This is a genomic window from Ruegeria atlantica, from assembly GCF_013032005.1.
Taxonomy (GTDB): Bacteria; Pseudomonadota; Alphaproteobacteria; order Rhodobacterales; family Rhodobacteraceae; genus Ruegeria; species Ruegeria atlantica_A.
In genome coordinates this window covers 18,742-44,636 of record NZ_WQBE01000004.1, presented here as the reverse complement: position 1 = coordinate 44,636, position 25,895 = coordinate 18,742, and the positions used below count along the sequence as shown (strand labels likewise).

22 protein-coding genes are annotated in these 25,895 nt (G+C 58.2%); 16 read left to right on the top strand and 6 right to left on the bottom strand.

Annotated features, from left to right (window positions below; all coding sequences use genetic code 11):
* The first annotated feature begins 16 nt into the window (after nt 1-16).
* From ftsW to GOX21_RS09290, 15 genes are all read left to right on the top strand, one after another.
* The gene (gene ftsW, locus GOX21_RS09360; RefSeq protein WP_170348041.1) at nt 17-1,180 is read left to right on the top strand and encodes a putative lipid II flippase FtsW; all 1,164 of its coding nucleotides are present in this window, start codon (nt 17-19) and stop codon (nt 1,178-1,180) included.
* A complete protein-coding gene (locus GOX21_RS09355; RefSeq protein ID WP_170360268.1) occupies nt 1,180-2,277 on the top strand; it encodes a UDP-N-acetylglucosamine--N-acetylmuramyl-(pentapeptide) pyrophosphoryl-undecaprenol N-acetylglucosamine transferase in 1,098 nt (365 codons plus the stop codon). Before ftsW ends, GOX21_RS09355 begins: the two co-directional genes overlap by 1 nt.
* Nucleotides 2,274-3,683, top strand: coding sequence for a UDP-N-acetylmuramate--L-alanine ligase (murC, locus tag GOX21_RS09350; RefSeq protein ID WP_170374538.1), 1,410 nt, complete (start codon nt 2,274-2,276; stop codon nt 3,681-3,683). Before GOX21_RS09355 ends, murC begins: the two co-directional genes overlap by 4 nt.
* Before the next feature lie 75 nt (nt 3,684-3,758).
* Entirely contained in the window at nt 3,759-4,007 is a 249-nt protein-coding gene (locus GOX21_RS09345) for a DUF2484 family protein (protein ID WP_170374539.1), read from the top strand.
* Nucleotides 4,004-4,252 carry a DUF2484 family protein gene (locus tag GOX21_RS09340; protein WP_170348045.1) on the top strand — a complete coding sequence of 83 codons (249 nt, stop codon included), beginning with the start codon at nt 4,004-4,006 and terminating at the stop codon, nt 4,250-4,252. The genes GOX21_RS09345 and GOX21_RS09340 overlap by 4 nt, the downstream gene beginning before the upstream one ends.
* Nucleotides 4,253-5,044: 792 nt before the next feature.
* Nucleotides 5,045-5,974: a UDP-N-acetylmuramate dehydrogenase gene (murB, locus tag GOX21_RS09335; RefSeq protein WP_170374541.1), complete on the top strand. Its 930-nt coding sequence runs from the start codon at nt 5,045-5,047 to the stop codon at nt 5,972-5,974.
* 101 nt (nt 5,975-6,075) lie between these two features.
* Nucleotides 6,076-6,999 carry a D-alanine--D-alanine ligase gene (locus GOX21_RS09330; protein WP_170374543.1) on the top strand — a complete coding sequence of 308 codons (924 nt, stop codon included), beginning with the start codon at nt 6,076-6,078 and terminating at the stop codon, nt 6,997-6,999.
* On the top strand, nt 6,987-7,988 hold the full coding sequence (locus GOX21_RS09325) for a cell division protein FtsQ/DivIB (RefSeq protein WP_170348048.1): 1,002 nt from the start codon (nt 6,987-6,989) through the stop codon (nt 7,986-7,988). The genes GOX21_RS09330 and GOX21_RS09325 overlap by 13 nt, the downstream gene beginning before the upstream one ends.
* A gap of 8 nt (nt 7,989-7,996) precedes the next feature.
* Nucleotides 7,997-9,331: a cell division protein FtsA gene (gene ftsA, locus GOX21_RS09320; RefSeq protein WP_170360645.1), complete on the top strand. Its 1,335-nt coding sequence runs from the start codon at nt 7,997-7,999 to the stop codon at nt 9,329-9,331.
* Entirely contained in the window at nt 9,318-9,734 is a 417-nt protein-coding gene (locus tag GOX21_RS09315) for a hypothetical protein (protein WP_368040003.1), read from the top strand. Before ftsA ends, GOX21_RS09315 begins: the two co-directional genes overlap by 14 nt.
* Nucleotides 9,735-10,083: 349 nt before the next feature.
* Entirely contained in the window at nt 10,084-11,694 is a 1,611-nt protein-coding gene (gene ftsZ, locus GOX21_RS09310) for a cell division protein FtsZ (protein WP_170374546.1), read from the top strand.
* 213 nt (nt 11,695-11,907) lie between these two features.
* The gene (lpxC, locus tag GOX21_RS09305; protein ID WP_170374548.1) at nt 11,908-12,828 is read left to right on the top strand and encodes a UDP-3-O-acyl-N-acetylglucosamine deacetylase; all 921 of its coding nucleotides are present in this window, start codon (nt 11,908-11,910) and stop codon (nt 12,826-12,828) included.
* A gap of 127 nt (nt 12,829-12,955) precedes the next feature.
* A complete protein-coding gene (locus tag GOX21_RS09300; protein ID WP_170360251.1) occupies nt 12,956-13,798 on the top strand; it encodes an outer membrane protein assembly factor BamD in 843 nt (280 codons plus the stop codon).
* A 35-nt stretch (nt 13,799-13,833) separates the two neighbouring features.
* On the top strand, nt 13,834-15,483 hold the full coding sequence (gene recN, locus GOX21_RS09295) for a DNA repair protein RecN (protein WP_170374550.1): 1,650 nt from the start codon (nt 13,834-13,836) through the stop codon (nt 15,481-15,483).
* Between the two features lie 100 nt (nt 15,484-15,583).
* Nucleotides 15,584-17,269 (top strand): chloride channel protein, encoded by a 1,686-nt coding sequence (locus GOX21_RS09290; RefSeq protein WP_170360248.1) that lies wholly within the window; start codon nt 15,584-15,586, stop codon nt 17,267-17,269.
* On the opposite strand, the gene GOX21_RS09285 is transcribed toward GOX21_RS09290, so the two are convergent.
* Complete coding sequence (locus tag GOX21_RS09285) at nt 17,266-18,630, bottom strand: DUF3179 domain-containing protein (protein WP_170374552.1); 1,365 nt, start codon at nt 18,628-18,630, stop codon at nt 17,266-17,268. The genes GOX21_RS09290 and GOX21_RS09285 overlap by 4 nt on opposite strands.
* 219 nt (nt 18,631-18,849) lie before the next feature.
* Here GOX21_RS09285 and GOX21_RS09280 point away from each other — a divergent pair, with 219 nt between their 5' ends.
* Complete coding sequence (locus GOX21_RS09280) at nt 18,850-19,470, top strand: hypothetical protein (RefSeq protein ID WP_170374554.1); 621 nt, start codon at nt 18,850-18,852, stop codon at nt 19,468-19,470.
* Nucleotides 19,471-19,527: 57 nt separating this feature from the next.
* On the opposite strand, the gene GOX21_RS09275 is transcribed toward GOX21_RS09280, so the two are convergent.
* From GOX21_RS09275 to cobS, 5 genes are all read right to left on the bottom strand, one after another.
* Nucleotides 19,528-19,869, bottom strand: coding sequence for a DUF427 domain-containing protein (locus GOX21_RS09275; RefSeq protein ID WP_170374555.1), 342 nt, complete (start codon nt 19,867-19,869; stop codon nt 19,528-19,530).
* Between the two features lie 60 nt (nt 19,870-19,929).
* The gene (locus GOX21_RS09270; RefSeq protein WP_170374557.1) at nt 19,930-21,711 is read right to left on the bottom strand and encodes an aminopeptidase P family protein; all 1,782 of its coding nucleotides are present in this window, start codon (nt 21,709-21,711) and stop codon (nt 19,930-19,932) included.
* 73 nt (nt 21,712-21,784) lie between these two features.
* Nucleotides 21,785-23,662: a cobaltochelatase subunit CobT gene (cobT, locus tag GOX21_RS09265; protein WP_170348067.1), complete on the bottom strand. Its 1,878-nt coding sequence runs from the start codon at nt 23,660-23,662 to the stop codon at nt 21,785-21,787.
* 210 nt (nt 23,663-23,872) lie between these two features.
* A complete protein-coding gene (locus GOX21_RS09260; protein WP_170374559.1) occupies nt 23,873-24,592 on the bottom strand; it encodes a sulfotransferase family 2 domain-containing protein in 720 nt (239 codons plus the stop codon).
* Between the two features lie 4 nt (nt 24,593-24,596).
* Nucleotides 24,597-25,583 (bottom strand): cobaltochelatase subunit CobS, encoded by a 987-nt coding sequence (gene cobS, locus GOX21_RS09255; protein WP_170360236.1) that lies wholly within the window; start codon nt 25,581-25,583, stop codon nt 24,597-24,599.
* Between the last annotated feature and the right edge of the window lie 312 nt (nt 25,584-25,895).

Here is a 25,895-nt window from a genome sequence, read left to right as displayed (position 1 = left end):
TAAGTGGCGGTATCTCATGACTGAGATGGTGTATGGCGCGGTCCAGGACCAGCGCGGAGAACCGATTCTACCAAAGTGGTGGCGGACGATTGATCGCTGGACCATGTCCTGTGTGCTGATCCTGTTTGTCATTGGGCTGTTGCTGGGGCTGGCCTCGTCGCCGCCGTTGGCCGGGCGCAACGGGTTTGACCCGTTCCACTATGTCGAACGGCAGGCGATCTTCGGCGGGCTGGCCCTGGTTGCGATGCTGCTGACCTCGATGATGTCCCCGACACTGGTGCGGCGTCTGGCAGTGCTGGGCTTTCTTGCGTCGTTTGTGGCGCTGGCGTTTCTGCCGGTCTTTGGCACCGATTTCGGCAAGGGGGCGGTGCGTTGGTATTCGCTGGGCTTTGCCTCGATGCAGCCATCCGAGTTTCTAAAGCCCGGCTTTATTGTCGTGGCAGCGTGGTTGCTGGCCGCGTCGCAGGAAATCAACGGTCCTCCGGGGCGGTTGTGGTCCTTTGCGCTGTGCATGGCCATCGTTGGCATGCTGGTGTTGCAACCTGATTTCGGTCAAGCCTGTCTGATCCTGTTTGGCTGGGGCGTGATGTATTTTGTGGCAGGGGCACCTATGCTGCTTCTGCTGGGTATGGCCGGGGCGGTCGTGCTGGGCGGTATGCTGGCCTATTCGAACTCGGAACACTTTGCCCGCCGCATCGACGGGTTCCTGAACCAAGAGGTCGATCCGACCACGCAGCTGGGCTATGCTACCAACGCCATTCGCGAAGGTGGATTGTTCGGTGTTGGCGTGGGCGAGGGGCAGGTGAAATGGTCGCTGCCCGATGCGCATACCGATTTTATCATCGCTGTCGCGGCTGAGGAATACGGCCTGATCCTGGTGCTGATCATCATCGCGCTCTATTCGATCATCGTTGTACGCTCGCTGCTGCGGTTGATGCGCGAGCGGGACATGTTCATCCGTTTGGCAGGCACCGGTCTGGCCTGCATGTTCGGCGTGCAGGCGATGATCAATATGGGCGTTGCGGTGCGGCTGTTGCCCGCCAAGGGCATGACGCTGCCGTTTGTCAGTTATGGTGGTTCATCCCTGATTGCGGGCGGCATCGCGGTTGGCATGTTGTTAGCCTTCACCCGCACCCGCCCACAGGGCGAGCTTGGCGATATTCTGCGCGGACGAGGTTAATGAACAAACCCTACCTTCTGATTGCAGCTGGCGGCACCGGGGGGCACATGTTCCCGGCACAAGCGCTGGCCGAGGCGATGCTGCAAAAAGGTTGGCGCGTGCGCCTGTCTACCGATACGCGCGGCGCACGGTATACCAGTGGCTTCCCGCACTCGACCGAAATTGTCGAGGCGTCCTCGGCCACTTTCGCGCGTGGTGGTTTGGCCGCAAAGGCGCTGGTCGGACCCAAGATTGCGGGTGGCGTGACCAGCATGTCATTGCAGATGATGCGCGACCGGCCGGATGTGGTTGTGGGATTTGGCGGTTATCCTTCGATCCCGGCGCTCGGCGCGGCGACGATGTTGAAAATCCCGCGCATGATCCATGAACAGAACGGTATTCTGGGACGGGTAAACCAGCTGTTTGCGACCCGTGTGTCTCAGGTAGCTTGCGGTATTTGGCCCACGGACCTGCCCGAGGGGGCAAAGGGCATCCATACTGGCAATCCGGTTCGGGCCGCCGTTCTTGAACGCGCGGCGGCGGGTTACATTCCGCCCGGAGATTACCCGATGTCGATCCTGGTGATGGGGGGATCGCAGGGCGCGCGCATCCTCAGCGATGTGGTGCCCGGCGCGATTGCAGCTTTGCCCGAATTGCTGCGCGGCCATATCCGCGTTGCCCATCAGGCACGTGACGAAGATGGCGAACGGGTCACGGCGTTCTACGCCGACCATGGCATCCGTGCCGAGGTCAAACCGTTTTTTCACGACGTTCCCCGCCGCATGTCGGATGCACAGTTGGTTATCTCGCGCTCGGGGGCGTCAAGCGTTGCCGATATTTCGGTCATCGGGCGACCCTCGATCCTGATCCCGTTTGCGGCTGCCGCTGGCGACCACCAGACCGCCAATGCACGCGGGCTGGTACAGGCGGGTGGGGCGATCATGATTCCTGAAAACGCCCTTGACGTTTCCTCGCTGACCGAGCAAATCACCGCAGTTCTGACTAACCCTGAAGCCGCGCAAAAAATGGCCCATGCCGCCCTTTCGACCGGAGCTCCGGACGCAACCGAGCGTCTGACGGCCCTTGTCGAGCAACTGGCGCAGAAGGAGACCGCATGAATCCTGCAACCAAACTGCCGCAAGATGTAGGGCCGATCCATTTCGTAGGGATCGGCGGGATCGGGATGTCGGGCATTGCCGAGGTGCTGCTGAACCTTGGCTACCGGGTGCAGGGGTCGGACCTGAAGGCCTCGAAAATCACTGACCGTCTGGCCAGCTTGGGGGGCGAGATTTTTGTCGGCCAACGCGCCGAGAACCTGGAAAACGCCGCCGTAGTAGTGGTGTCGACCGCGATCAAACCGGGCAACCCGGAATTGGACGGTGCCCGCGCGCGCGGACTGCCGGTTGTACGCCGGGCTGACATGCTGGCCGAATTGATGCGCCTGAAGTCCAACATCGCGATTGCCGGAACCCACGGCAAAACAACCACCACCACCATGATGGCCGAGTTGATGGTGGCCGGTGATTTCGACCCGACGGTGATCAATGGTGGGATCATCCACGCCTATGGCTCCAACGCGCGGATGGGACAGGGCGAATGGATGGTGGTCGAGGCCGACGAATCCGACGGCTCGTTCAATCGTCTACCTGCGACCATTGCCATTGTTACCAATATCGACCCCGAGCATATGGAACACTGGGGCGACTTCGACAAATTGCGCGACGGTTTCTACGAGTTCGTGTCGAACTTGCCTTTCTACGGTCTGGCCGTGTGCTGCACCGATCATGCCGAGGTGCAGACGCTGGTTGGCCGCATCACTGACCGGCGCGTGCGGACCTATGGTTTCAATGCGCAGGCCGATGTACGTGCAGTTAACCTGACTTACAAAGGCGGCATCGCGCATTTCGACATCCACCTGCAATACGAAGACACGGTGATCGAAGGCTGTACCTTGCCGATGCCCGGTGATCACAACGTCTCAAACGCCTTGTCTGCGGCGGCAGTGGCCCGGCACCTAGGCATGAAGACCTCGGAAATTCGTGATGCGCTGGCCAATTTCGGTGGCGTGAACCGCCGCTTTACCAAGGTGGGTGAGGTTGATGAGGTCACCATCATTGACGATTACGGCCATCACCCTGTGGAAATTGCTGCTGTGCTGAAAGCTGCCCGTCAGGCGACCGAGGGACGGGTCATCGCCGTGCACCAGCCGCACCGGTATTCCCGCCTGTCCAACCTGTTTGATGATTTCTGCACGTGTTTCAACGACGCCGATGTCGTTGCCATCGCTGACATATTTGCCGCCGGAGAGGACCCGATCAAGGGCGCATCCCGCGATGATCTTGTGCAGGGCCTGATCCGCCACGGCCATCGACACGCCCGCGCATTGCTGGACGAAGGCGATCTTGAACGTCTGGTTCGCGAACAGGCGCGTCCCGGAGATATGGTCGTCTGCCTGGGGGCAGGTACGATCAGTGCTTGGGCCAACGGATTGCCCGCTCGATTGCGGCAAAAACAGGCGGTCTGAGGCAATGGACTCTCGCCTATTGCAACTATAAAGTGTGACGTCGCAATCGTAGACGGGATGTCCTCGGAGGGGCATATGGCATATTCGGTAATGCTTGCAGCCTTGTGGGTCGTGGCCTCGACGATTGTGGCCATGTTGCCGATGCGTCTGCAGTTCCCGCCTGGAGTTGTGTTATTCATCTCTGCGCCTGCATTGATAGTCTGGCTGGGTCACGACTACGGCTGGGTGTTTTCGCTGCTGGCCTGCGCCGCTTTCGCATCCATGTTCCGCAATCCTATCCGTTATTATTGGCGCCGGTGGACCGGTGCGGAGGTTCAGGAATGAACTTGTCCATTGCCCTTGCCGCGCTTTGGGGAATTGCCGCGAATGTGTTGGCGATGATCCCCAGCAAAGACAATCACTGGACACGCGCCTATATCCTGATTGCGGTGGGGATTCCGATTTTGGGATACGTGACGCTTCAGAACGGACCGTGGATCGGGTTGATTGTAATGGCAGCAGGCATGTCGGTGCTGCGCTGGCCGGTGATTTATCTGGGGCGTTGGGTGCGACGGCTTGTTGGACACTGACATGGTCGAATACGTCTTTTACACTCTCACATTCTTTCTGCCCCTGTTTTTGATTTGGATAGCCTCACACATTCTTATTGTTAAAGGGAAGTTCAGAGGACCGATCTATCTTCTTATATTTTTGTTTGTTTCGTTTGCCGTGTGGTATTGGACCCCTGTTAGCGCGTACGCCAGTCAAAGCGCCGAGGGGTTCGTTGTGCTATTTACAGTCGCTTATACCTCGAGCGTGATCGTCCAATTCGTACCAGGTCTTACCCTTGGAATTTTGACTGGTGGATTGCACCGGATTTTGCTCAGGAAGTTGAAGTCTGATGCCAGTATTGCGCCCGTGTAATAACCCAAGAGGGTAAAATGCTGTGCTCCAGAGAAACGCTTGGTTGAGGACAGCTGAACCATTTTGACCAAACATTCAGATGAGGACACGGATTGGAGATAATTGAAGTAGTAGCCGCTGTCGTGTTGGCGATGGCGCTTCCGGTATTTTTATCCGGGCTGGCATCCCACAATCTTGTTAAACGGGGTCGTTTTCGTGGGCCCGTCTATCTTTTGTTGATTCTTGTTTTGTCCAGTGCCTATGGGTTTCTGGCTTCGGACAACGTAGGATTGCTAGAGCCGATGTGGTGGCGGGCCGAAGACTTCTATAATCTTTTCGTTATGTTCACAGCCTTTCCTTTGGGAACCGGGTTGGTTTTGGGATTCAGTACAGGTTTGCGTAGCCGACAGCGGTCAAAGCGTATGCAAAACTTAGTCCAGATAGATGACAAGCGAATAGAATCGAACTACCAGAGCTCCATGGTTCAAACACTTCCTGCGCCTCGTGGCAAACTCACTGAAAACCGACCTTTGAATGATTTAACCTGGCTTCGGGTCGGTGGGCCTGCGGACTATTTATTCCAGCCTGCAGATATCGAAGACCTTCAGCACTTCCTGCGCGACTTGCCAGCTGAGGTTCCCGTCTTCCCAATGGGTGTTGGTTCGAACCTGATTGTTCGGGATGGCGGGTTGCGCGCGGTGGTGATCCGGCTTGGGCGCGGGTTCAACGGTATTTCGGTCGATGACAACACCGTCACTGCTGGCGCGGCAGCGCTGGATGCGCATGTGGCGCGCAAGGCGGCGGATGCGGGTGTGGACCTGACGTTTCTGCGCACCATTCCCGGCTCGATCGGGGGGGCGGTACGGATGAATGCGGGATGCTATGGCTGCTACACAGCGGATGTGCTGCGCAAGGCCACCATCGTCACGCGACAGGGTGAGGTTCTGGACCTGAGCCCAGAGGATCTGAACTTTCGCTACCGTCAGTCCGATCTGCCCGACGGGGCGGTATTGGTTTCCGCTACCTTCGTAGGTCCGGCTGGTGATCCCGAGGAATTGCACACCTGCATGGCGGCACAATTGCAAAAGCGCGACGAGACCCAACCCACCAAAGACCGCAGTGCCGGTTCGACCTTTCGCAACCCGGCGGGCTTTTCGTCCACGGGTCGCGCTGATGACGTGCATGACCTCAAGGCTTGGAAAGTCATCGACGATGCCGGTATGCGCGGGGCATCGCGGGGCGGGGCGCAAATGAGCCCAAAGCATTCGAATTTCCTGATCAATACCGGCTCTGCCACGGCTGCTGACCTTGAAGGTCTGGGCGAAGAGGTGCGAAAAAAGGTTTACGAAACAAGCGGCATCACGCTAGAGTGGGAAATCATGCGGGTTGGTGATCCGCTGAAAGAATAAAGCCCCAACCGTCAGACCATAACAGGCAAATTCAGGCGACGGATCAAAGGCATAACGCAGTACGGACCACTACATAAGGTCCTGGGACATTGAGGCGCTAAGTGGGTAAGTCGAGCAGGACAAGCCCCAAAGTGGCGGTATTGATGGGTGGCCCCTCGGCGGAACGCGAGGTGTCTCTCAGCTCTGGGCGCGAATGCGCAGCCGCCCTGCGGGGAGAAGGCTTTGAAGTAGTAGAGCTGGACGCAGGTCCCGACCTTTACGCGCGCCTTTTAGACATCAAACCAGATGTGGTTTTCAACGCCCTGCATGGCCGCTGGGGTGAGGATGGTTGCGTGCAGGGTCTGCTGGAGTGGATGCGCATTCCGTACACGCATTCCGGCGTGCTGGCTTCGGCGCTGGCGATGGACAAGCAACGCAGCAAAGAGGTGTATCAGGCCGTAGGTCTGCCCGTAGTACCCAGCGTGATCGTGCCCAAGGTCGAGGTGATCGAGGTTCATGTGATGGAACCTCCTTATGTCGCCAAGCCAAATAACGAAGGCTCCAGCGTCGGCATTTATATCGTGCATGAAGGATCGAACGGCCCTCCGCAGCTGTCTGAGGATATGCCGGAATTCGTGATGGTTGAGAAATACATCGCGGGTCGCGAATTGACGGTGACCGTGATGGGCGACCGCGCCCTGACCGTGACCGAGATCATGACCGATGGCGGTTGGTACGACTATGACGCCAAATACAAGCCGGGCGGGTCTTGGCATGTGCTGCCAGCCGAAATCCCGCAGGACATTTTTGACCGTTGTCTGGATTACGCATTGCGCGCCCATGATGCGTTGGGGTGCAAGGGTGTCAGCCGCACCGATTATCGCTGGGATGACAGCATGGGGGCAGACGGGCTTTTCCTGTTGGAAACCAACACGCAGCCCGGAATGACACCGACGTCGCTGGTGCCGGAACAGGCCGAGCACTTCGGCATGAGCTTTGGCCAGCTTTGCGCGTGGATGGTGGAGGACGCCTCATGCGACCGCTAAGGGCCACTCGTGCGCCGGTGATCCACCGATCAAAGCCGCTGGCCGGACCGGATGCGGATTTTGGCTCGGGCGCGCGGTCCGAGGCGGAGCCAAAGCTGCGGTTGAGTGGGGTCAAGCTGTTCGGTCGCAAATCGCAACGGTTTGATCCGGCTCCGTCGCGGCTGAATTACCGATTGCAGCGTTGGATGCTGACGCCGGGTGTGCGCCGGGGTTTGCGGGTTGGCTTGCCCATATTCGCGCTCTGCGCTGCGGCCGGGATCTATTTCGGCTCGGCCGAGCGGCGCGAGGCTGTGGTGGCCTATGTGGCCGACATCAAGACCTCGATCCAGCAGCGGCCTGAATTCATGGTCAATCTGATGGCGATTGATGGCGCGGGCACCAATCTGTCTGAAGACATCCGCGAAGTGGTGCCGTTGGACTTCCCGATAAGCTCCTGGGATCTGGATGTCGAACAGATCCGCGACACGATCACCGGGCTGGACCCGGTCAAATCCGCCTCGGTCCGGGTGCGCCCTGGTGGTATTTTGCAAGTGGATGTTGAAGAGCGTCAGCCCGTCATCGTCTGGCGCACGCGCCGCGGGATCGAACTGTTGGATGAAACCGGCGCGCATGTGGAACGCATCGCTTCGCGTAAGGAACACACCAACCTGCCGCTGATCGCAGGCAAGGGTGCGGATGCCCATGTGGCCGAGGCGTTGCAACTGGTGACCACCGCCCGCAGCTTGGGTGGCCGGGTTCGCGGTCTGGTGCGGATTGGCGAGCGACGTTGGGATCTGGTTCTGGACCGCGGCCAACGCATCATGTTGCCAACCGAACGCCCGGTGCGCGCGTTGGAACGTGTGCTTGCCGTGAACGAAGTGCAGGACCTGTTGGAGCGTGACGTGGCCGTGGTGGACATGCGGCTTGGGCAGCGCCCGACAATAAGAATGACCAAAGCTGCCAGCGAAGACTGGTGGAATACAAAAGTGACAGTGGGTAACGGGCAGTAACGAACATGATGACCGATCTTTATCAGTCCCAACGGGCCATGCGGCAGATGCGCAGGCAGGCGATGCAACGCGGTGTTGTCGCCATTCTGGATGTTGGCAGTTCCAAGATTGCCTGCCTTGTGCTGCGCTTCGATGGCGCAAACCGCTTGAGCGAAGATAACAGCATCGGGTCCCTGGCCGGTCAGACCGGATTTCGGGTGATTGGCGCTGCGACCACGCGGTCGCGTGGTGTGCAGTTTGGTGAAGTCACTGCCATGCAGGAAACCGAACGCGCCATCCGTACCGCGTTGCAGGCGGCGCAGAAGATGGCTGATATCCGGGTGGATCACGTAATCGCCTGTTTTTCGGGCGCGAACCCGCGTTCTTATGGTCTGGACGCTCAGGTTGATCTGGAAGGTCAGGTTGTGTCCGAGGCCGAGGTTGGCCGTGTTTTGAACGCTTGCGACGTGCCCGATTACGGGGCAGGGCGCGAAGTGTTGCATGCCCAGCCGGTGAATTTTGCCTTAGATAATCGCTCGGGGCTGATCGATCCGCGCGGGCAGATGGGCCAAAGCCTTGCGGTCGACATGCACATGTTGACCGTCGATGCCGTCGCGATCCAGAACATCGTGCGCTGCATCAAACGCTGCGATCTGGAACTGGCAGGGATCGCGAACTCGGCCTACGTGTCTGGCGTCTCGGCCCTAGTCGAGGACGAACAAGAGTTGGGTGCCGCCTGTATCGATATGGGTGGCGGTACAACCAGCGTGTCGATTTTCATGAAAAAACACATGATCTATGCCGATTGCGTGCGTATGGGCGGCGACCACGTGACCGCCGATATCTCGATGGGACTGGGTGTTCCGGCGGCTGTGGCCGAACGGATCAAGACCTTTAACGGAGGTGTCCACGCGACTGGCGCTGACGACCGCGACCTGATCGATATTGGTGGTGATACCGGTGATTGGGAACACGACCGCCGCACCGTCAGTCGGGCCGAGTTGATCGGTATCATGCGCCCACGCGTCGAAGAGATTCTGGAAGAAGTGCGTGTGCGTTTGGATGCCGCCGGATTTGAGCATATGCCCAGCCAGCAGATCGTTTTGACAGGTGGTGGCAGTCAGATCATGGGGCTGGATGGCCTCGCGACCCGCATTCTGGGTCAGCGCGTACGTTTGGGTCGACCCTTGCGTGTTCATGGTCTGCCGCAATCGGCGACAGGCCCAGGGTTTTCGTCAGCGGTGGGGCTTAGCCTGTTCGCTGCGCATCCGCAGGACGAATGGTGGGATTTCGAAATTCCGGTCGATACCTATGCCGCGCGACCTTTCAAGCGCGCCATGCGCTGGTTCCGTGACAATTGGTAAAGCGGTCGGCGTTGCGGCGCTGGTCGTTGCAACCCCGCTTGCCACACACGCCCAGACACGGATACCGCCTGAGGCATTTCTGGCTGCTGTCCAGGGTAAAACCGTTACGTTTCACGACTATCCCAGCGGCCTTCTGGTGGGGACCGAGGAATTTCTCAGCCCCAAACTGTCTGTCTGGCGGATGGAGGGGCGGGGTTGTGTCTATGGGCAGATCACTACACCCAATGGTCAGATCTGCTTTTTGTACGATGATGACCCGGATGACGTGCCGGTGTGCTGGTGGACCTTTCAGCACGAAGGCCGCCTTATGGTGCGACTTGCCAACTTCAACCGACGCGAAATTCAAGAGGTGCGCAGCATTACCGAAGACGGTTTGAATTGCCCAAGTACCCCAATTAGCTAAAGAAATGGGTTGCAGCCAGCGGCCTTATCCCGCAAGATATCCACAAGGCCCGTCAGAGGCCCTGCGGCAGGACCTGAGCAGTTTTCCGCATCTTAAAAAACAGTGAATCCCTCAAGTGGCGTGCATGTTGACCGCGGCGCGTGTGTCGCTTGGTTTGTGGTGGATTGAGTTCAATCCGCAACATCTGGCAATGAATGCAAAATACCGCTGACGACTGCCTTATTTCCTCCATATTTTGTGGGATTCGGCGATTTTTGGCGTGACCTTTGCCGTTTGGACCGGTAGGATTGTAAGCGGATAGGTAAGAAAAACACCGCTTTGGCGGGTCAATAAAACAGGCGGACAGAGCATGACATTGAATCTTTCGATGCCCGGGCACGACGAACTGAAGCCTCGGATTACAGTATTTGGCGTTGGTGGCGCGGGCGGCAACGCTGTCAACAACATGATTGAGAAACAGCTGGACGGCGTTGATTTTGTCGTCGCCAACACTGATGCGCAGGCGCTGCAGCAAAGCCAGTCTTCGGCGCGGGTGCAATTGGGCGTGAAAGTGACCGAAGGTCTGGGGGCAGGGGCCCGTCCGACCGTGGGCGCTGCGGCGGCCGAAGAAAGCATCGAGCAGATCGTCGACCATCTGGCTGGCGCACATATGTGCTTTATTACAGCTGGTATGGGCGGTGGCACCGGTACGGGTGCGGCGCCGATCATCGCGCAGGCAGCGCGGGAGCTTGGCGTTCTCACTGTTGGCGTTGTCACAAAACCCTTCCAGTTTGAAGGCGCCAAGCGGATGCGTCAGGCCGAAGACGGCGTTGAGGCGCTGCAAAAGGTTGTCGACACGCTGATTATCATTCCGAACCAGAACCTGTTCCGCCTGGCCAACGAAAAGACTACGTTCACCGAGGCATTCTCGATGGCGGATGACGTTCTGTATCAGGGCGTTAAAGGTGTGACTGACCTGATGGTCCGTCCGGGTCTGATCAACCTCGACTTTGCTGATGTTCGTGCCGTGATGGACGAGATGGGCAAGGCGATGATGGGCACTGGCGAGGCCACCGGTGAAGATCGCGCGGTTCAGGCGGCTGAGAAGGCGATTGCCAACCCGCTGCTGGACGAAATTAGCCTCAAGGGTGCCAAGGGCGTGCTGATCAACATCACCGGCTCGCACGACCTGACCCTGTTCGAGTTGGACGAAGCGGCCAACCGCATCCGCGAGGAAGTGGACCCCGAGGCCAACATCATCGTCGGTTCGACCCTGGATACCGTGATGGAAGGCGGCATGCGTGTGTCGGTTGTGGCCACTGGTATCGACGCCAGCGAAAAGCCCGTCGACGTTCCGGTTGCGCGTCGCTCGATGTCCGAGCCGCTGACTCGCACCGTTTCCGCAGAAGAGGCGCAGCAGGATGAGACCCCCGCTGCTGTGGCCGAAGTGGCGGAACCCGCGCCCCAGCCAGAAGTGAACCGTGAACCTTCGCTGTTCGAAACCGCCGAGGAAACGGCGCAGCCGCAGGTCGAGCGTGACGATGACGGTCTGCCACCCCCGGCCTATCAGCCCCGCGTGGCTGAGTTCGAGCCGACACCTGAACCGATTGAGCCCGCGCCGGAAAGCTTTGTCGCACCGCAGCCACAGCACTCCGCAGGCACACCGTCGCCCGAAGCGCTGCAGCGTTTGCAGGCCGCTGTACAAAATGTCCCGGCCTCTGAACGTGGGTATGCGGCGCCGCGCCCACAGGCACCGCAACCGGCCCCCGCACCGCAGGCTGAAGGGCAGGATCGTTCCCGGTTCGGCTTTAACCGCCTGATCGACCGGATGACCGGCCACGCCGCCGATACGCCGGCACAGCCGGTGCGCCAGCAGCCCCCGATGCGCCAAGCTGACGCTACGGCACCTGCGCATGATGAGGCCGACCCCGATCAGGATCGGATCGAAATTCCCGCCTTCTTGCGTCGTCAGGCCAACTGATCACGGTAACAAATTAACGACTTAGGGTCGCCTTTTGGCGGCCCTTTTCTTTTGAAATACACGGCTTTAACTGTATGTAAGCAGGCTTTTGCCGATCTGTTACATTCATGTTTCATTCAGTTACAAAGAGTGAGTTGAGCCTTGACGCTTGCTTCCTTAGGTGAGTGTCCAACACGGACCGAAAAGGCCGGACACCACTCACCGAGGTTCACCTTGCAACATACGCTCAAATCTCCGATCACGTTTACAGGCGTCGGGCTGCACAGCGGCAAGCCTGCGACGATGGTCCTGAAACCGGCAGCCGCCGGTCACGGCATCTGGTTCAAACGGACGGATATCGAGTTGGGCAATGCGCTGATCCCCGCGATCTATGACGTGGTCGAGCGGACGCCGCTTTGCACCCGTCTGGTGAACGATGCAAATGTTTCGGTGTCGACCGTCGAACATATCATGGCCGCGCTGGCTGGATGCGGCGTGCATAACGCGCTGATCGAGATTGACGGACCCGAAGTCCCGATCATGGATGGGTCGTCGATTGAATTCGTGCGCGGTATCATGGCCAAGGGTGTACGTCGTCAGGCCAGCCCTGTTCTTGCGTTCGAAGTTCTCAAGCCCGTCACAGCTACGCGCGAAGGCGCCAGCGCAACAATCGCGCCTGCGGATGGGTTGATCATCGATTTCCACATCGATTTTGAAGACGGCGCAATTGGCAATCAGACCAAAACGCTGGACATGCGTAACGGCTCGTTCGCGCGTGAGCTTAGCGATTGCCGCACATTCTGCCGCCGCACAGACGTTGAAGCGATGCGCGAAAACGGCCTGGCCCTGGGTGGGACACTGGAAAACGCTGTCGTTGTACAGGGTGACGAAGTTCTGACTCCTGGCGGATTCCGCCATGCGGATGAGGCTGTTCGCCACAAGATGCTGGATGCTCTGGGCGACCTTTACCTGGCGGGCGGCCCGATTCTGGGTCACTTCACTGGCGACAAATCCGGCCACGCGATGACCAACACGCTGCTGCGCAAGCTGTTTGAAACACCTGGTGCGGTGCGTCCGGTACTGTGTACCCCCGAACAGGCCGCGCGTCTGCCGGGTCAGGGCCTTGTTTGGGACGAAATCCCCGAAGTCGCCTGATTGGATCAACTCTGCCGACAATTCCGCTAGTGAGTGTACTAAGGCGTTTTGCCCCGGAATTATCTATGCTAGACCAAAGGCCAATCCGGGGCGTGCCCCGATAAGCAATACGACGAGGATAGGCGGAATGGTTGGCACCAAAGCGGCAGTCAGATTCGCAGGCGCGATTCTTCTGACAGCAGTTTTGACGGCATGCGGCGGAAAAGGCGCAGACCGCAATCAGAACCTGGAAGGCTTTACGCCAGAACAGATTTACACACGCGGCGAGTTTGAGCTGTCGCAGAATCGCTCGGATGATGCGGCGTGGTACTTCTCGGAAGTTGAGCGTTTGTATCCCTATTCGGATTGGGCCAAGCGCGCGCTGATCATGCAGGCGTTCTCGTTCCACACGGACAAGAACTATGAAGAAAGCCGGGCAGCGGCGCAGCGCTATATCGACTTTTATCCGACAGACGAAGATGCGGCCTATGCGCAGTATCTTTTAGCGCTCAGCTACTATGACCAGATTGACGAGGTTGGCCGCGACCAAGGGCTGACGTTTCAGGCGCTGCAATCTCTGCGCACAGTGATCGAGGTTTATCCTGATAGCGAATATGCCACGTCGGCGGTTCTGAAATTCGATCTGGCCTTCGACCATCTTGCTGGTAAGGAAATGGAGATCGGGCGCTATTATCTGCGTCAGGATCACTATACCGCAGCAATCAACCGATTCCGTGTCGTGGTCGAAGATTTCCAGACCACAACCCACACAGCTGAGGCGCTGTATCGTCTGATCGAAGCCTATCTGTCGCTGGGCTTGGTGGATGAGGCGCAGTCAGCTGGTGCTATCTTGGGTTACAACTATCAATCGTCGGAATGGTACGATGCGGGCTATGCATTGCTGACCTCTCGTGGGTTGGAATTGAAGAGCCGTGGAAACAACTGGCTAAGCACCATCTACCGTCAGACCATCAAAGGTGAGTGGTTGTAATCGTCATGGCTAAAGGCGTGGGACGCTAAGACCCGATGCTGCGCGCCCTTGATATCCGCGACATGCTGATCATTGACCGGCTGGAATTGACGTTTCAGCCGGGTTTGAACGCATTGACCGGTGAAACCGGGGCGGGCAAGTCGATCTTGCTGGATTCGCTGGGTTTCGTGCTGGGCTGGCGAGGGCGGGCTGAATTGGTTCGGCAAGGCGCTGCGCAGGGGGAGGTTGTAGCCGAGTTTGAGCTGCCAGATGGCCACCCCGTCCATGCGATTCTGGCCGAGGCAGGCTTGCCTGGTAGTGAGGAGCTGATCCTGCGCCGGGTTAATACAGCCGAGGGGCGCAAGACCGCTTGGGTCAATGACCGGCGCTGTTCCGGTGAGGTACTGCGCGCCCTGTCCGAGACGTTGATCGAACTGCACGGCCAGCATGATGATCGCGGGTTGCTGAACCCGCGCGGGCATAGGGCAATGCTGGATGACTATGCGGGGGCAGAGGACCTTCTGGCAGCTGTGCGCGCGGCGTGGATGGATATGTCCCGCGCGCGTAAGGATTTGGCCGAGACCGAGGCGACGCTGGCCGCCATGCGCGCCGAGGAGGAGTTTCTGCGCCACGCCGTTGCCGAGCTGGACAAGCTGGACCCTCAGCCCGGTGAGGATGCTGAATTGGATGCCCGTCGGCGCATGATGCAAGGGGCTGAACGCATTCGCGATGACGTTGCCCGTGCTTTTGACCTGTTGGGCGCAGATGGGGCCGAGGTGGCGATGTCTGACGCGGTGCGTTGGTTGGAAGGCGTGTCCGACAATGCGGGCGGGCAGCTTGAGGCCGCGATAGCCGCATTGGGGCGCGCCTTGATCGAATTGGGTGAAGCACAGGACGGGGTGAGCGCCTGCCTTCAAGCTTTGGATTTTAACCCGGCTGAGCTTGAAGCCGCAGAAGAACGTCTTTTCGCCATCCGAGCGTTGGCCCGTAAGCATGATGTTGTGCCTGACGAATTGGTAGTTTTTGCCGACACGCTGCGTGATCGACTGACCCGTTTGGATGCAGGTGACGCCGACTTGGCGGATCGGCGTGCTGCGGTTGTGGCTGCACAGGAAACCTATGACAACGCCGCCGCCGCACTTAGCGCTGCGCGCCAACAGGCGGCCGGGCAATTGGATGCGGCCGTGATGACCGAGCTTGCACCGTTGAAGATGGAGCGTGCGGTATTTCAAACCGAAATCACGGGCGCCGATCCCGGACCTGAGGGGGTGGATGCGGTGGCCTTTACCGTTGCCACCAATCCCGGCGCGCCGTCTGGCCCGTTGAACAAGATTGCCTCGGGCGGTGAACTCAGCCGGTTTTTGCTGGCGCTCAAGGTGTGTCTGACCGGCGACGATAGCGCCCGCACTATGATCTTTGATGAAATCGACCGGGGTGTCGGTGGGGCGACTGCTGATGCGGTGGGCCGCCGTCTGGCGTCTTTGGCACAGGGGGGGCAGGTTCTGGTCGTGACCCACTCGCCGCAGGTTGCCGCCCGCGCGGCGCATCATTGGCGGGTTCAAAAACAGGTAACTGGCGGTCAGACATTGTCCACCGTTATCCCGCTGGCCGAACCAGACCGTGTGGATGAAATCGCCCGGATGGTCGCAGGGGACACCATCACGGACGAGGCGCGCGCCGCCGCCCGCGCATTGTTGGGCGCCTGAGTTAAATTTGCCGCTTTCCGGTTTTCAAACCGTCGCGATCCTACTTTTATAAGGGGGCTCCGTGGCTTACTAAGGAATATACCTTGATCCCCGAGTGCCAATGACCCAAACGACCCGCACCGTTCTGCGCAACCAGCTCAATCAGGCTCTGGCCGCGATGAAGGATGCGTGGCGGGTTATGTTGCGACGTGGGCCTAGCCAAATTCAGTTCTGGTTCATTGCGTTGGCAATTGGGATTGCGGCAGGGTTTATGGCCCTTGGGTTCCGCAAGGCGATCCGGTCGCTGCAGGCCTATGTCTACGACACAGACGATATCCTGTTGCTGCACAGCCATGCTGAGAAATTGCCGTGGTTCCTGATCCTGATTACGCCGATCATCGGCGGTCTGATTGTTGGTGTCATCCTGCACAGATTCACCGATGACGGGCGAGTGCGCTCGGTCGCGGACGTGATCGAGGGTTCGGCGCTGACCAATGGCCGGGTCGAGGGCAAGGCGGGAATCGCCTCGTTCTTTGCCTCGCTGATTACGCTCAGCACTGGCGGGTCAACCGGGCGGGAAGGCCCGGTGGTGCATATGGCCGGGGTGATCTCGACCTGGGTCAGTGACCGTATCCACGCGGATGGCATCACTGGCCGTGATCTGTTGGGCTGCGCTGTGGCGGCAGCGGTTTCAGCCAGCTTTAACTCACCCATCGCTGGGGCGCTATTCGCGCTTGAGGTGGTGCTACGCCACTTTGCCGTGCATGCATTTGCGCCCATCGTTATCGCCTCGGTCGCGGGTACAGTGATCAACCGGCTGGAATACGGAGATGTGACCGAGTTCGTTCTGGAAACCCCGGGCTCGCTGCAATTCTATGTGGAGCTGCCAGCTTTTTTGATCCTTGGGCTGATCTGCGGGCTGGTGTCGTTGCTATTGATGCGCTCGATCTTCTTTGCCGAGGACATCGGCACTCACGTTCAAAATCGCCTGTCGCTGCCACGTTGGCTGCGCCCCGCCGTGTCCGGTGCGATGCTGGGACTGCTGGCGATCTGGTTTCCGCATATCATCGGGGTCGGATATGAAACGACGATCCGTGCCCTGACTGGCGATCTGACCCTGACCGTCGCGATCTTGTTCGCCGTGATAAAAACAGTTGCTTTGGCGATCACTATGGGGGGGCGCATGGGCGGTGGTGTGTTTTCTCCTTCGCTGATGGTTGGCGCTCTGACCGGATTGGCCTTTGGGTTAATCGCCACCGGGCTGCTGCCGGATGTGTCCGGGACCCATACGCTCTATGCCTTTGCAGGCATGGGTGCCGTGGCCGCCGCAGTGCTGGGTGCGCCGATTTCCACCACGATGATCGTTTTTGAGCTGACCGGAGATTGGCAGATCGGAATTGCGGTGATGGTCTCGGTTTCGATGTCGACAGCCTTGGCCTCGCGTCTTGTGGACCGGTCGTTCTTCCTGACACAGCTGGAGCGCCGCGATGTTCATCTGGCCGCAGGACCACAGGCCTATTTGTTGGCGATGTTGCGCACCGGGGCGGTGATGCGCCCGATTGGGGATCCGCGCTCGATCACCAAAGAAAAGGCACAGGAGTTGATAGAGCAGGGGCTATGCGTACAGGCCAGTGCCACGCTTGAGGCGGCGATGCCCTATTTCGACCACGACGACATCCCCTGCATCCCGGTTGTGGTGATTGACGACGAGGGTAACGAATCCCCGGTTGGTGCGCTCTTTCATATCGACGCACTCAAGGCCTATAACCGGGCGCTGGCCGCCACGGCGGCCGAGGAACATTCCTAACCGTCGTAGACCGTTGCCGCGTCGCCCAGATAATTGTCCCATGCAAACCAGTAAGAGATATGTCCAGCCACACGCGGCAAGCGAGTTCCGTCTGGTCCGATCAACGCCTCTTCGGTCATAGTCCATTTCTGTCCGGTCTGATCCACCAGGCCGCCGTTGGACGCGGTGAACCGGTGCGAGGCGCGTTCAAACGCCCGTACCGCGCGCTTGTCGGGATTGCCGATCAGAACCAACGGCCGGTTGGCAATCGCGTCATTGATCACGCGCGTCTTGCTAAACGCATCCAAAGGCCAGGCCCGCGCCGCACCAAACTGGCGGATAGCGAAGATATAGTCTTTCTGCCGATGTTCGGATTGGTCAACCAGTGCTGGAAACATCAGTTCGGGCGAGGCGAAATACTCACGATAGACCACGCCGGAGCCATAGTTGCGCCGATGGCCGGTGTTCTGAGACAGGACGCGCGTGCCAGGGTGTGAGGACTTCCAGCTTTCCCATGTGGTGATCACCACTGGGCGCTGCTGGAGCGTGATTCCACTGCCGACCAACGGGCCAACGACCGGCTTTCCGGTGTATTGGTTCCACAGCGAATGCGTCTCGCGATCAAACATCAGCTTGTTGGAACGGTACAGGAAACCAGATGATCCAAAGACAAACGGTTTCCGCCGTCCCGCCACTTGTGTTTCGAACAAGATACCCGACCCGCACAGCGTGCAATAAGCCAGCGCTACGGGGACGCCACCGATCACCTCGTTGAACATCTCGTGCCACCCCATGATCCGCAGCGGATAGGCGCGCTCATCCCCATTGATCGAGACGCCAAAGACCAGATCGTCGTCTTTCATGTAGCTGGCTGTTGAGGCCGAGATCAGTGTCGGATTGTCGAGCGACGGGATGCCGTCCTTGCTGACGCCGCCCCAGGTGATTTCCTCTAGCCGGATCATCATCTTGTCGCGCTGCAAGTATTTTGGGCGCAAGAAGTCGTCAAAATTCGGGTCAATCCCCAGAAGAACCTCACGCTTGAACGGGATCAACGAAGGGTGCGGGACCACCTGCGGGTTCTTTTCCTGCCACAACATCCAATCGAACCAGTCAGTGCCAAGGTTCTGACCGGTCAGGGTCTGCATCACTTCGGCGATTTCGTCGGTACGCCGCCCTCCGTAACGCATGCCGGTCAGCAGGGCTGGGACTACATCCGGGTTGCCACGCTGCACCAGAAAGGCCATGCCCTGTTTGAATTCAGAACTGCTGCCGTACAAGGTGGACCTCACGGCCTCAAGCACGGGGTCTTGCTGTGCTGAAAGTGCGTTAGGCAATGCGGCTGCGGCCAGCATACCAGTGAAATTGCGGCGCGTGATCGACATGGCATCCTCCGATGGTGTCCATGTCCAGTGTGCATCGGCCGCTGTTCACATGCATGCAACAGGTGCGTGAGGGAAAGAAGCATACCTAAATTGGTGCCAACGTTTTAAGAAAAATCTCGTTTCATCTTACCTTGCGAGCAACAAAGCATTCTTTCTGGAAAGAAGCTTGGAAACCATCAATAGTAGAATTTCCTACGTGAGAATCGGAAAGGCCTGTGCGTGAAATTTTACTTTAGGTTGGCTGCTTTGCTGGGTGCGGTTAATGCGGTCACAGTCCCGGCTGTTTCTGCTGAGATAAAGCTTAACAAATCTTCCAAGAAAACTTCTGTTTTGATGGATCTAAAACTGTCGAAACGACAAAAATCCAGGTTCAGAGAATTTAAAACCAAAGAGTATTTTGCGGCATTTGTTGTTTCTGGACAAAACAGCAGTGGTTGGGTTGCCAACCGTCACTCGCTTGCTGTCGCGAAAGAGCAAAGCCTAAGAGATTGCCGTTTGCTTTCTGAATACCCGGATACGTGCGCGGTTTATGCTGTTATAGTGCCAAAAGACTATGATCCGACATTTGAGGGAACCACACTTAGCCAGGATGGAAACACCGAGTTCCGGAAATACCAAAAGAAAAACGCTCCACCTTCATCGGGCGCATTCGTGATCTCAGATATCGGCTCTTTTGGGTATTCATGGAGGTTCTCAGACCGGACTGAGGCACAGGAAGCTGCAATTTTGGCATGCGAATCTAATGTGGCCAAGAGGTTGGCACGCATGAAGAAACAAGTACGTGACAAAACTCCAAAATCGCAAACAACCTGTCGAGTTATTCATGAGGCCCGACCATAAGCTTTTTGGGAAGAGTACCCGATTGAACAGTAGGTAGAGCGTCGGAAAGGTCTTTCGCTAGATCTGCTCTACCTTCACCGATTCAACCGGGTAAAAGGCCACATAGCCCTTGATCTCGGCCATGGCGGGAACGGGGGTTTCATAGCTCCACGCGGCGTTTTCGGTCACCGAGGATTTGTTGACGATCGAGAAATGCGAGGCATCCCCCTTATGCGGGCAGTGGGTGATCTTGTCGGTGCTATCCAGAAAGGCCATCGCGATGTCGGTACGGGGGAAATAGATCACCGGAGTCAGATCACCTTCGATCAGTTCCAGCGCGCTAGTGCTTTCACCCAGTACGGCACCACCGGAACGAACGCTCCATTTGCCCGGAGCTTTGCGGATTGTGATCTCAACCATTTTTCTTCCCTCGTCTTATTTTCGGCCTCTCTTCTGCTCTGTGTATGTAACAGGTCAGTGTCAGATCGGCGCAGTTGCGGCATCCAACCACAGTTGCGCGTCGTCGCCCAGCCTTGAGCGCAGTTTTTTCGCAACGTCGTAGTGATAGGTATTCAGCCAGTCACGCTCTGCCGACGTCAACATGTCAGTCACGATTAGCCTTCTGTCAATTGGGACGTATGTCAGGGTCCGCCAGTTTAGCATCGCGCGTTCCGCGTCACCACCGGGCAGGGCTGGGGCTTCTTGAACAACTACGAGGTTTTCGATGCGGATACCAAAGGCGCCCTCGCGGTAATAGCCCGGTTCGTTGGAAAGGATCATGCCGGGTTGCAAGGGCACATGGCTGACTTTGGACAGGCGCTGGGGGCCTTCGTGAACGCTGAGGTAGGCACCGACACCGTGTCCGACACCGTGATTGAAATCCTGACCCGCGGCCCACAGCGGGGCCCGTGCGATACATTCGATGTCACGCCCGGCCAGCCCGACAGGCCAGCGCAGCATGGATAGGTTAATCATGCCCTTCAACACGCGGGTAAAGCAGGATTTTTCCTCATCTCCGACATTGCCGATGGCGATAGTTCGCGTGATGTCAGTGGTGCCGTCCAGATATTGCCCGCCACTGTCCAGAACCAGAATATGACCATCTTCAAGGCGGCTGTCGGTTTCTTCGGTCACGCGGTAATGCATGATCGCGCCGTTCGGACCAGTGCCGGCAATCGTGTCGAACGAGATATCCTGCAGCGCATTGTCCTTGCGCCGGTTCTCTTCAAGTCGGGTCACCACCTGCGTCTCGGTCAGGGTACCCGGAGCCTGCGCATCCAACCAGCAAAGGGTTTCAATAACCGCTGCTGCATCGCGCAGATGCGCTTCGGCGCTGCCCGCGATCTCGGCCGCATTCTTGCAGGCCTTGGGCAAGGCGCAGGGATCTCCGCCATCCACCATCCGATCCTGCAACACATCGGCCACAGCCTGAGGCAGCGTTCCCAAATCGACCTGTATCTTCCCCTCAAGCGCTGTAACGGCGTCCAAAAATGCCCCCTGCGCGTGGACGGAAACCTGATCCGTCAATGGCTCGGACAGTTTTTCCTGATCCATGAACAGATCCACCCGGCCACCGGCATGCAGAATAGCAAAGCCATGCGCCACCGGGTTGTACCCGATATCCGAGCCGCGGATGTTCAAAAGCCACATGATCGAATCCGGCAACGTGATTACTGCGGCTGTGCAATTTGCCTCGCGCAGGGCTTCGGCCAGAAGGGTGATTTTGCTGTCCGCGGTTTCACCTGCAAACTCAATCGGATGGGTCTTGACCGGGTTCATCGGGGCGGTGGGTTGGTCGGACCACACGCGGTCCACCAGATTGTCACAGCGCACCAGTTCGATGCCGCTGTCGGTCAGCTCTTTCTTTGCGCTTGTGATCTGACCTGCTGCATGCAGCCACGGATCAAAACCTACCTTGCCGCCATCGGGAAGGTGTTCCTTCAACCAGGTGCTCAGGTTGACTTCGGGCCACGGAACCGGAGTGAATTCGGCGGCGACCTGCGCCTTGACCTGGGTTCGATACCGGCCATCGACAAACACGCCCGCTATACCTGGTAACACGGCGCAAAACCCTGCTGATCCCGTGAACCCTGTCAGCCAAGCCAACCTTTCATCCCGAGCGGCCACGTATTCGCCCTGATGCGCGTCTGCGCGCGGGATCAGAAATCCGTCCAACCCTTCGTTCGCAATTTCACCCCGCAGAGCCGCCAACCGGGGTGGCCCCTGTTCCGGGCGCGCCGTCACCTCAAAGGACTGAAACATCACATACCTCTCCCAAGCGGGGGTTCACCCCTTATTCTTTTGGAAAATTCTTTGGCCCGGGGCAAGGCCAGCCTCAGCTGGCCCTTTTCATCCCCATCACCCGCGCACGTGCGCGAGGATCACTATCGAACAGGGCTGCTAGTTGCTCGGTCATTGCGCCTGCCAGTTGTTCGACGTCAGTGATCGTCACCGCACGGTCGTAATAGCGGGTGACGTCGTGACCGATGCCGATGGCCAGCAGTTCCACCATTTTGCGCTTTTCCACCATGGCGATCACGTCGCGCAGGTGTTTTTCCAGATAATTAGCGGGGTTGACGCTGAGCGTTGAATCATCGACCGGCGCACCATCCGAAATCACCATCAGAATTTTGCGTGCTTCGCGCCGGGCCAGCATTCGGCGATGCGCCCATTCCAACGCCTCGCCGTCGATATTCTCTTTCAGCAGCCCCTCTTTCATCATCAGGCCCAGATTGGGCCGTGCGCGCCGCCAAGGGGCATCCGCGCCCTTGTAGATGATGTGGCGCAAATCATTCAGACGCCCCGGTTGTTGCGGGCGACCATCGTTCAGCCACGCCTCGCGCGCCAATCCGCCTTTCCACGCGCGGGTGGTAAAGCCCAAAATCTCAACCTTCACATTACAGCGTTCCAGCGTGCGCGCCAGAACATCCGCGCAGATCGCCGCAATGGAAATCGGACGCCCGCGCATCGAGCCCGAGTTGTCCAGCAACAGCGTTACCACCGTGTCGCGGAATTCGGTGTCTTTCTCGACCTTGAAGCTGAGCGGCGTGGTCGGGTTTGCCACAACTCGCGCCAGACGGCCCGCATCCAGAATGCCTTCTTCGCGGTCGAATTCCCAGCTGCGGTTCTGTTGTGCCTGCAGGCGACGCTGCAACTTGTTGGCCAATCGGCTAACAGCGCCCTTCAGGGGCTCCAACTGTTGATCCAAATAGGCTCGCAGCCGTTCCAGTTCGGCCGGTTCGGCCAGATCTTCGGCTGCGATCTCTTCGTCGTAGGTGTTCAGATAGACCTTGTAATCGGGATCAGCTTCGGATGCCGGCGGGGGGGCAGGGGGTTCCAGCGGAGCCTCACCTTCGGGCATCTCTGCCTCATCGCCCATCTCATCTTCGGCCATCTCATCCATCGAGACCTGAGCCTGAGACTGGTCCTGCTGTTCTTCCTGCGTTTGTTCAGGCGTGGCGTCGGCGTCCTGCTCCTCTTGGTCATCCTGGCCGGTGCTGTCGGGATCGGGCTGTTCCTCGGCGTCGTCTTCGGCCTGATCTTCCTGTTCGTCGTCCAACTCATCAGGGTCATCGCCCAGTTGGTCGCCGTAACCCAGATCCTTGATCATCTGGCGGGCAAACTTGGCGAATTCCGCCTGGTCCGAGAGCAGTTCGTCTAGGTTTTCCAGCGTGCCACCGGCCTGTTCTTCGATAAATCCACGCCACAGGTTCATGATGTTAGAGGCCGCCGGGGGCAGGTCCCGCCCCGTGGCCAGGTGCCGGATCAGATAGCCCGCAGCAACCGCTAACGGTGCATCCGCTGGCTGCTTGCACTGGTCGTATCCGCGCCGCAGGGCCTCATGCCCAATCTTGACGTCGATATTGCTGGCGGTGCCGGGCATATCCCGCGCACCCATCGCCTCGCATCGCGCGACTTCCATCGCCTCGTACAAATCCCGCGCCATATCACCCGGAGGCGCATAGCGCGCATGGGTGGCGTCGTCATGGTATTTCCGCTGCAGCGCCAGAGCATCCGCCGTACCGCGTGCCAGCAAAACCTCTTCGCGCGTCATCCGGCGGCTGACTTGCGGCAGACGCATCGACTCGCCCGATATACCGGAAGGGTCGACTGTGTAGGTCACGTTCAATTCAGGGTCGTCGGCCATAACCTTGGTGGCTTCGGCCAAAGCCTTCTTGAACGGATCAGCGGGGTTGTCGTTGGGTTTGCTCATCGGTGGCAGTCCGGTCTTGTTCTGTCCCGGCAACCTAGTGCCAATTCAGGGCCTTGACCATAGGGCCAACCCCGTTTTCGCATGAAACCAGAGTGGGACCTATGGTAAAATCATGGGGTGTCTCGAAGGGTGGCGCGCGTCAAACTAACTATAAACTGCGGGACTAGGAGATTGCCCAGCCTTGTGCACCCTAGAACGACTTGGCGGTTCCTACCTGAACCATCCTATAAAACCGTCAAACACTCCCTTAAGCCCATTTTCCCGGAACAATTTCTGATCTTTGCCGTGGTGCGAGCGCATAACGATATTCGTCAAGTCACGCATCTGTCCGGTGTTGAGCTTCATGGGATCGTTTACAGCACTGGAGTTCACTTTCTTGCCGGGCATGTCGGTTAGGTCAAAGCCGTTTTCCCGGCCAAATGTCTCAAGCCCGTGCCGTAAATCGGCAAAATCCAACAGCGACACGCGCGCCCCTGACGCATGCCGGGCGCTTTTGTTGACGGTTAACCTACCTGAAACATTTTTGATATCCAACAAGTCCGAGATGGATTTGTTAGCCGACACAAGTGTCTCAAATTCCTCAAGGTTTATTGGTTCGCTGCGGGGATCAAGGCCGAAACCACCCCCTTCTTGCGCGCGCATCCAGCGGTGGGGCGAATAGTATAGCGAGATCATCCGCTCGACCGGGGGGCGGGCAAAGGCATAAGCGGTATATTCGGCAAAGGCCGGGCCAATCAGTTGGCTGTATTCAGCAAGTGTCTGATGCTTGGACTTGGTAGCGTCACCGCTTAATTCGAACCGGTCTGTGCCGTCTTGGTGGCCGCTGGTGACGATGGCATCGTCTGAGAACCGAAGGAAACAGCGCGTAAAGAAGTTTCCTCCGGTTTTTGGTACGTGGATGAACACGCATTTTTGCGCGGCAAATTGCACCTACTTATCCCAGGCTTGTGCTGGCAGCGCTTTCCGGCAGTTCCTCGTCAAAGCAACGCTGATAGAACTCGGCAACGGTCTGGCGTTCCAGTTCGTCACATTTGTTCAGGAAAGACAGGCGGAAGGCGTATCCTACGTCACGGAAAATCTCGGCGTTCTGGGCCCAGTTGATCACGGTCCGCGGGCTCATCACGGTAGACAGGTCGCCGTTCATAAAGGCGGTCCGGGTCAGATCAGCAACGGTCACCATCTGGCTGACGGTTTTGCGGCCTTTCTCGGTATTGTAATGCGGCGCTTTCGACAGGACGATCATCGTCTCGGCGTCGTGGCTCAGGTAGTTCAGGGTCGAGACCAGCGACCAGCGGTCCATTTGTGCCTGGTTGATCTGCTGCGTCCCGTGATAGAGGCCAGTGGTGTCACCCAGACCCACGGTGTTTGCAGTGGCGAACAGGCGGAAATTCGGGTTCGGCGTGATGATTTCGTTCTGGTCCAGCAAAGTCAGTTTGCCGTCATGTTCCAGCACGCGTTGGATCACGAACATCACGTCGGCGCGGCCTGCGTCGTATTCGTCGAATACGATGGCTACGGGGTTGCGCAGCGCCCACGGCAGGATGCCCTCGTGGAATTCTGTGACCTGCTTGCCGTCGCGCAGTTTAATCGCGTCTTTACCGATCAGGTCGATCCGGCTGATGTGGCTGTCCAGGTTCACACGTACAGCGGGCCAGTTCAGACGGGCGGCAACCTGTTCGATATGGGTCGATTTACCGGTGCCGTGATAGCCTTGAATCATAACCCGGCGGTTATGTGAAAACCCTGCCAGAATCGCCAGTGTGGTTTCGGGATCAAACTTATAGGTCGGGTCGATGGCTGGAACCCGATCACTGCGCTCTGCAAAGCCTTTGACCGCCATGTCGGTATCAATGCCGAATACGTCCCGAACCGAGATTTCCTCGGTGGGTTTTGCGTTGATATCAATCGATCCGTCAGCCATTCGCCTTGTCCTTATCCTTTGGCCCGTTTTGCCGGGTTTGAACCCGTGTGTGGTGCAACATATTGCCGGGAAGGGCAAGGGAAAGAGGCGCCGCGCGGAGGCTGAGAGGATGTTTCTTCGAAACTGGCCTTATCGGGATGAATGCGCACAGATAGCTAAAGCGATCAAGGAGGGTGCTTGTAAGGAAGAATATTCTCAATCAAATACAAATATCGAAATATTTAATTTGGGTTAAAATAGTATCTTGTAGACTGAGCTTAAGGGAATAGTCCGATTGTCTGAATTTGTGAGGCGTAATTGAACGAGACTAGC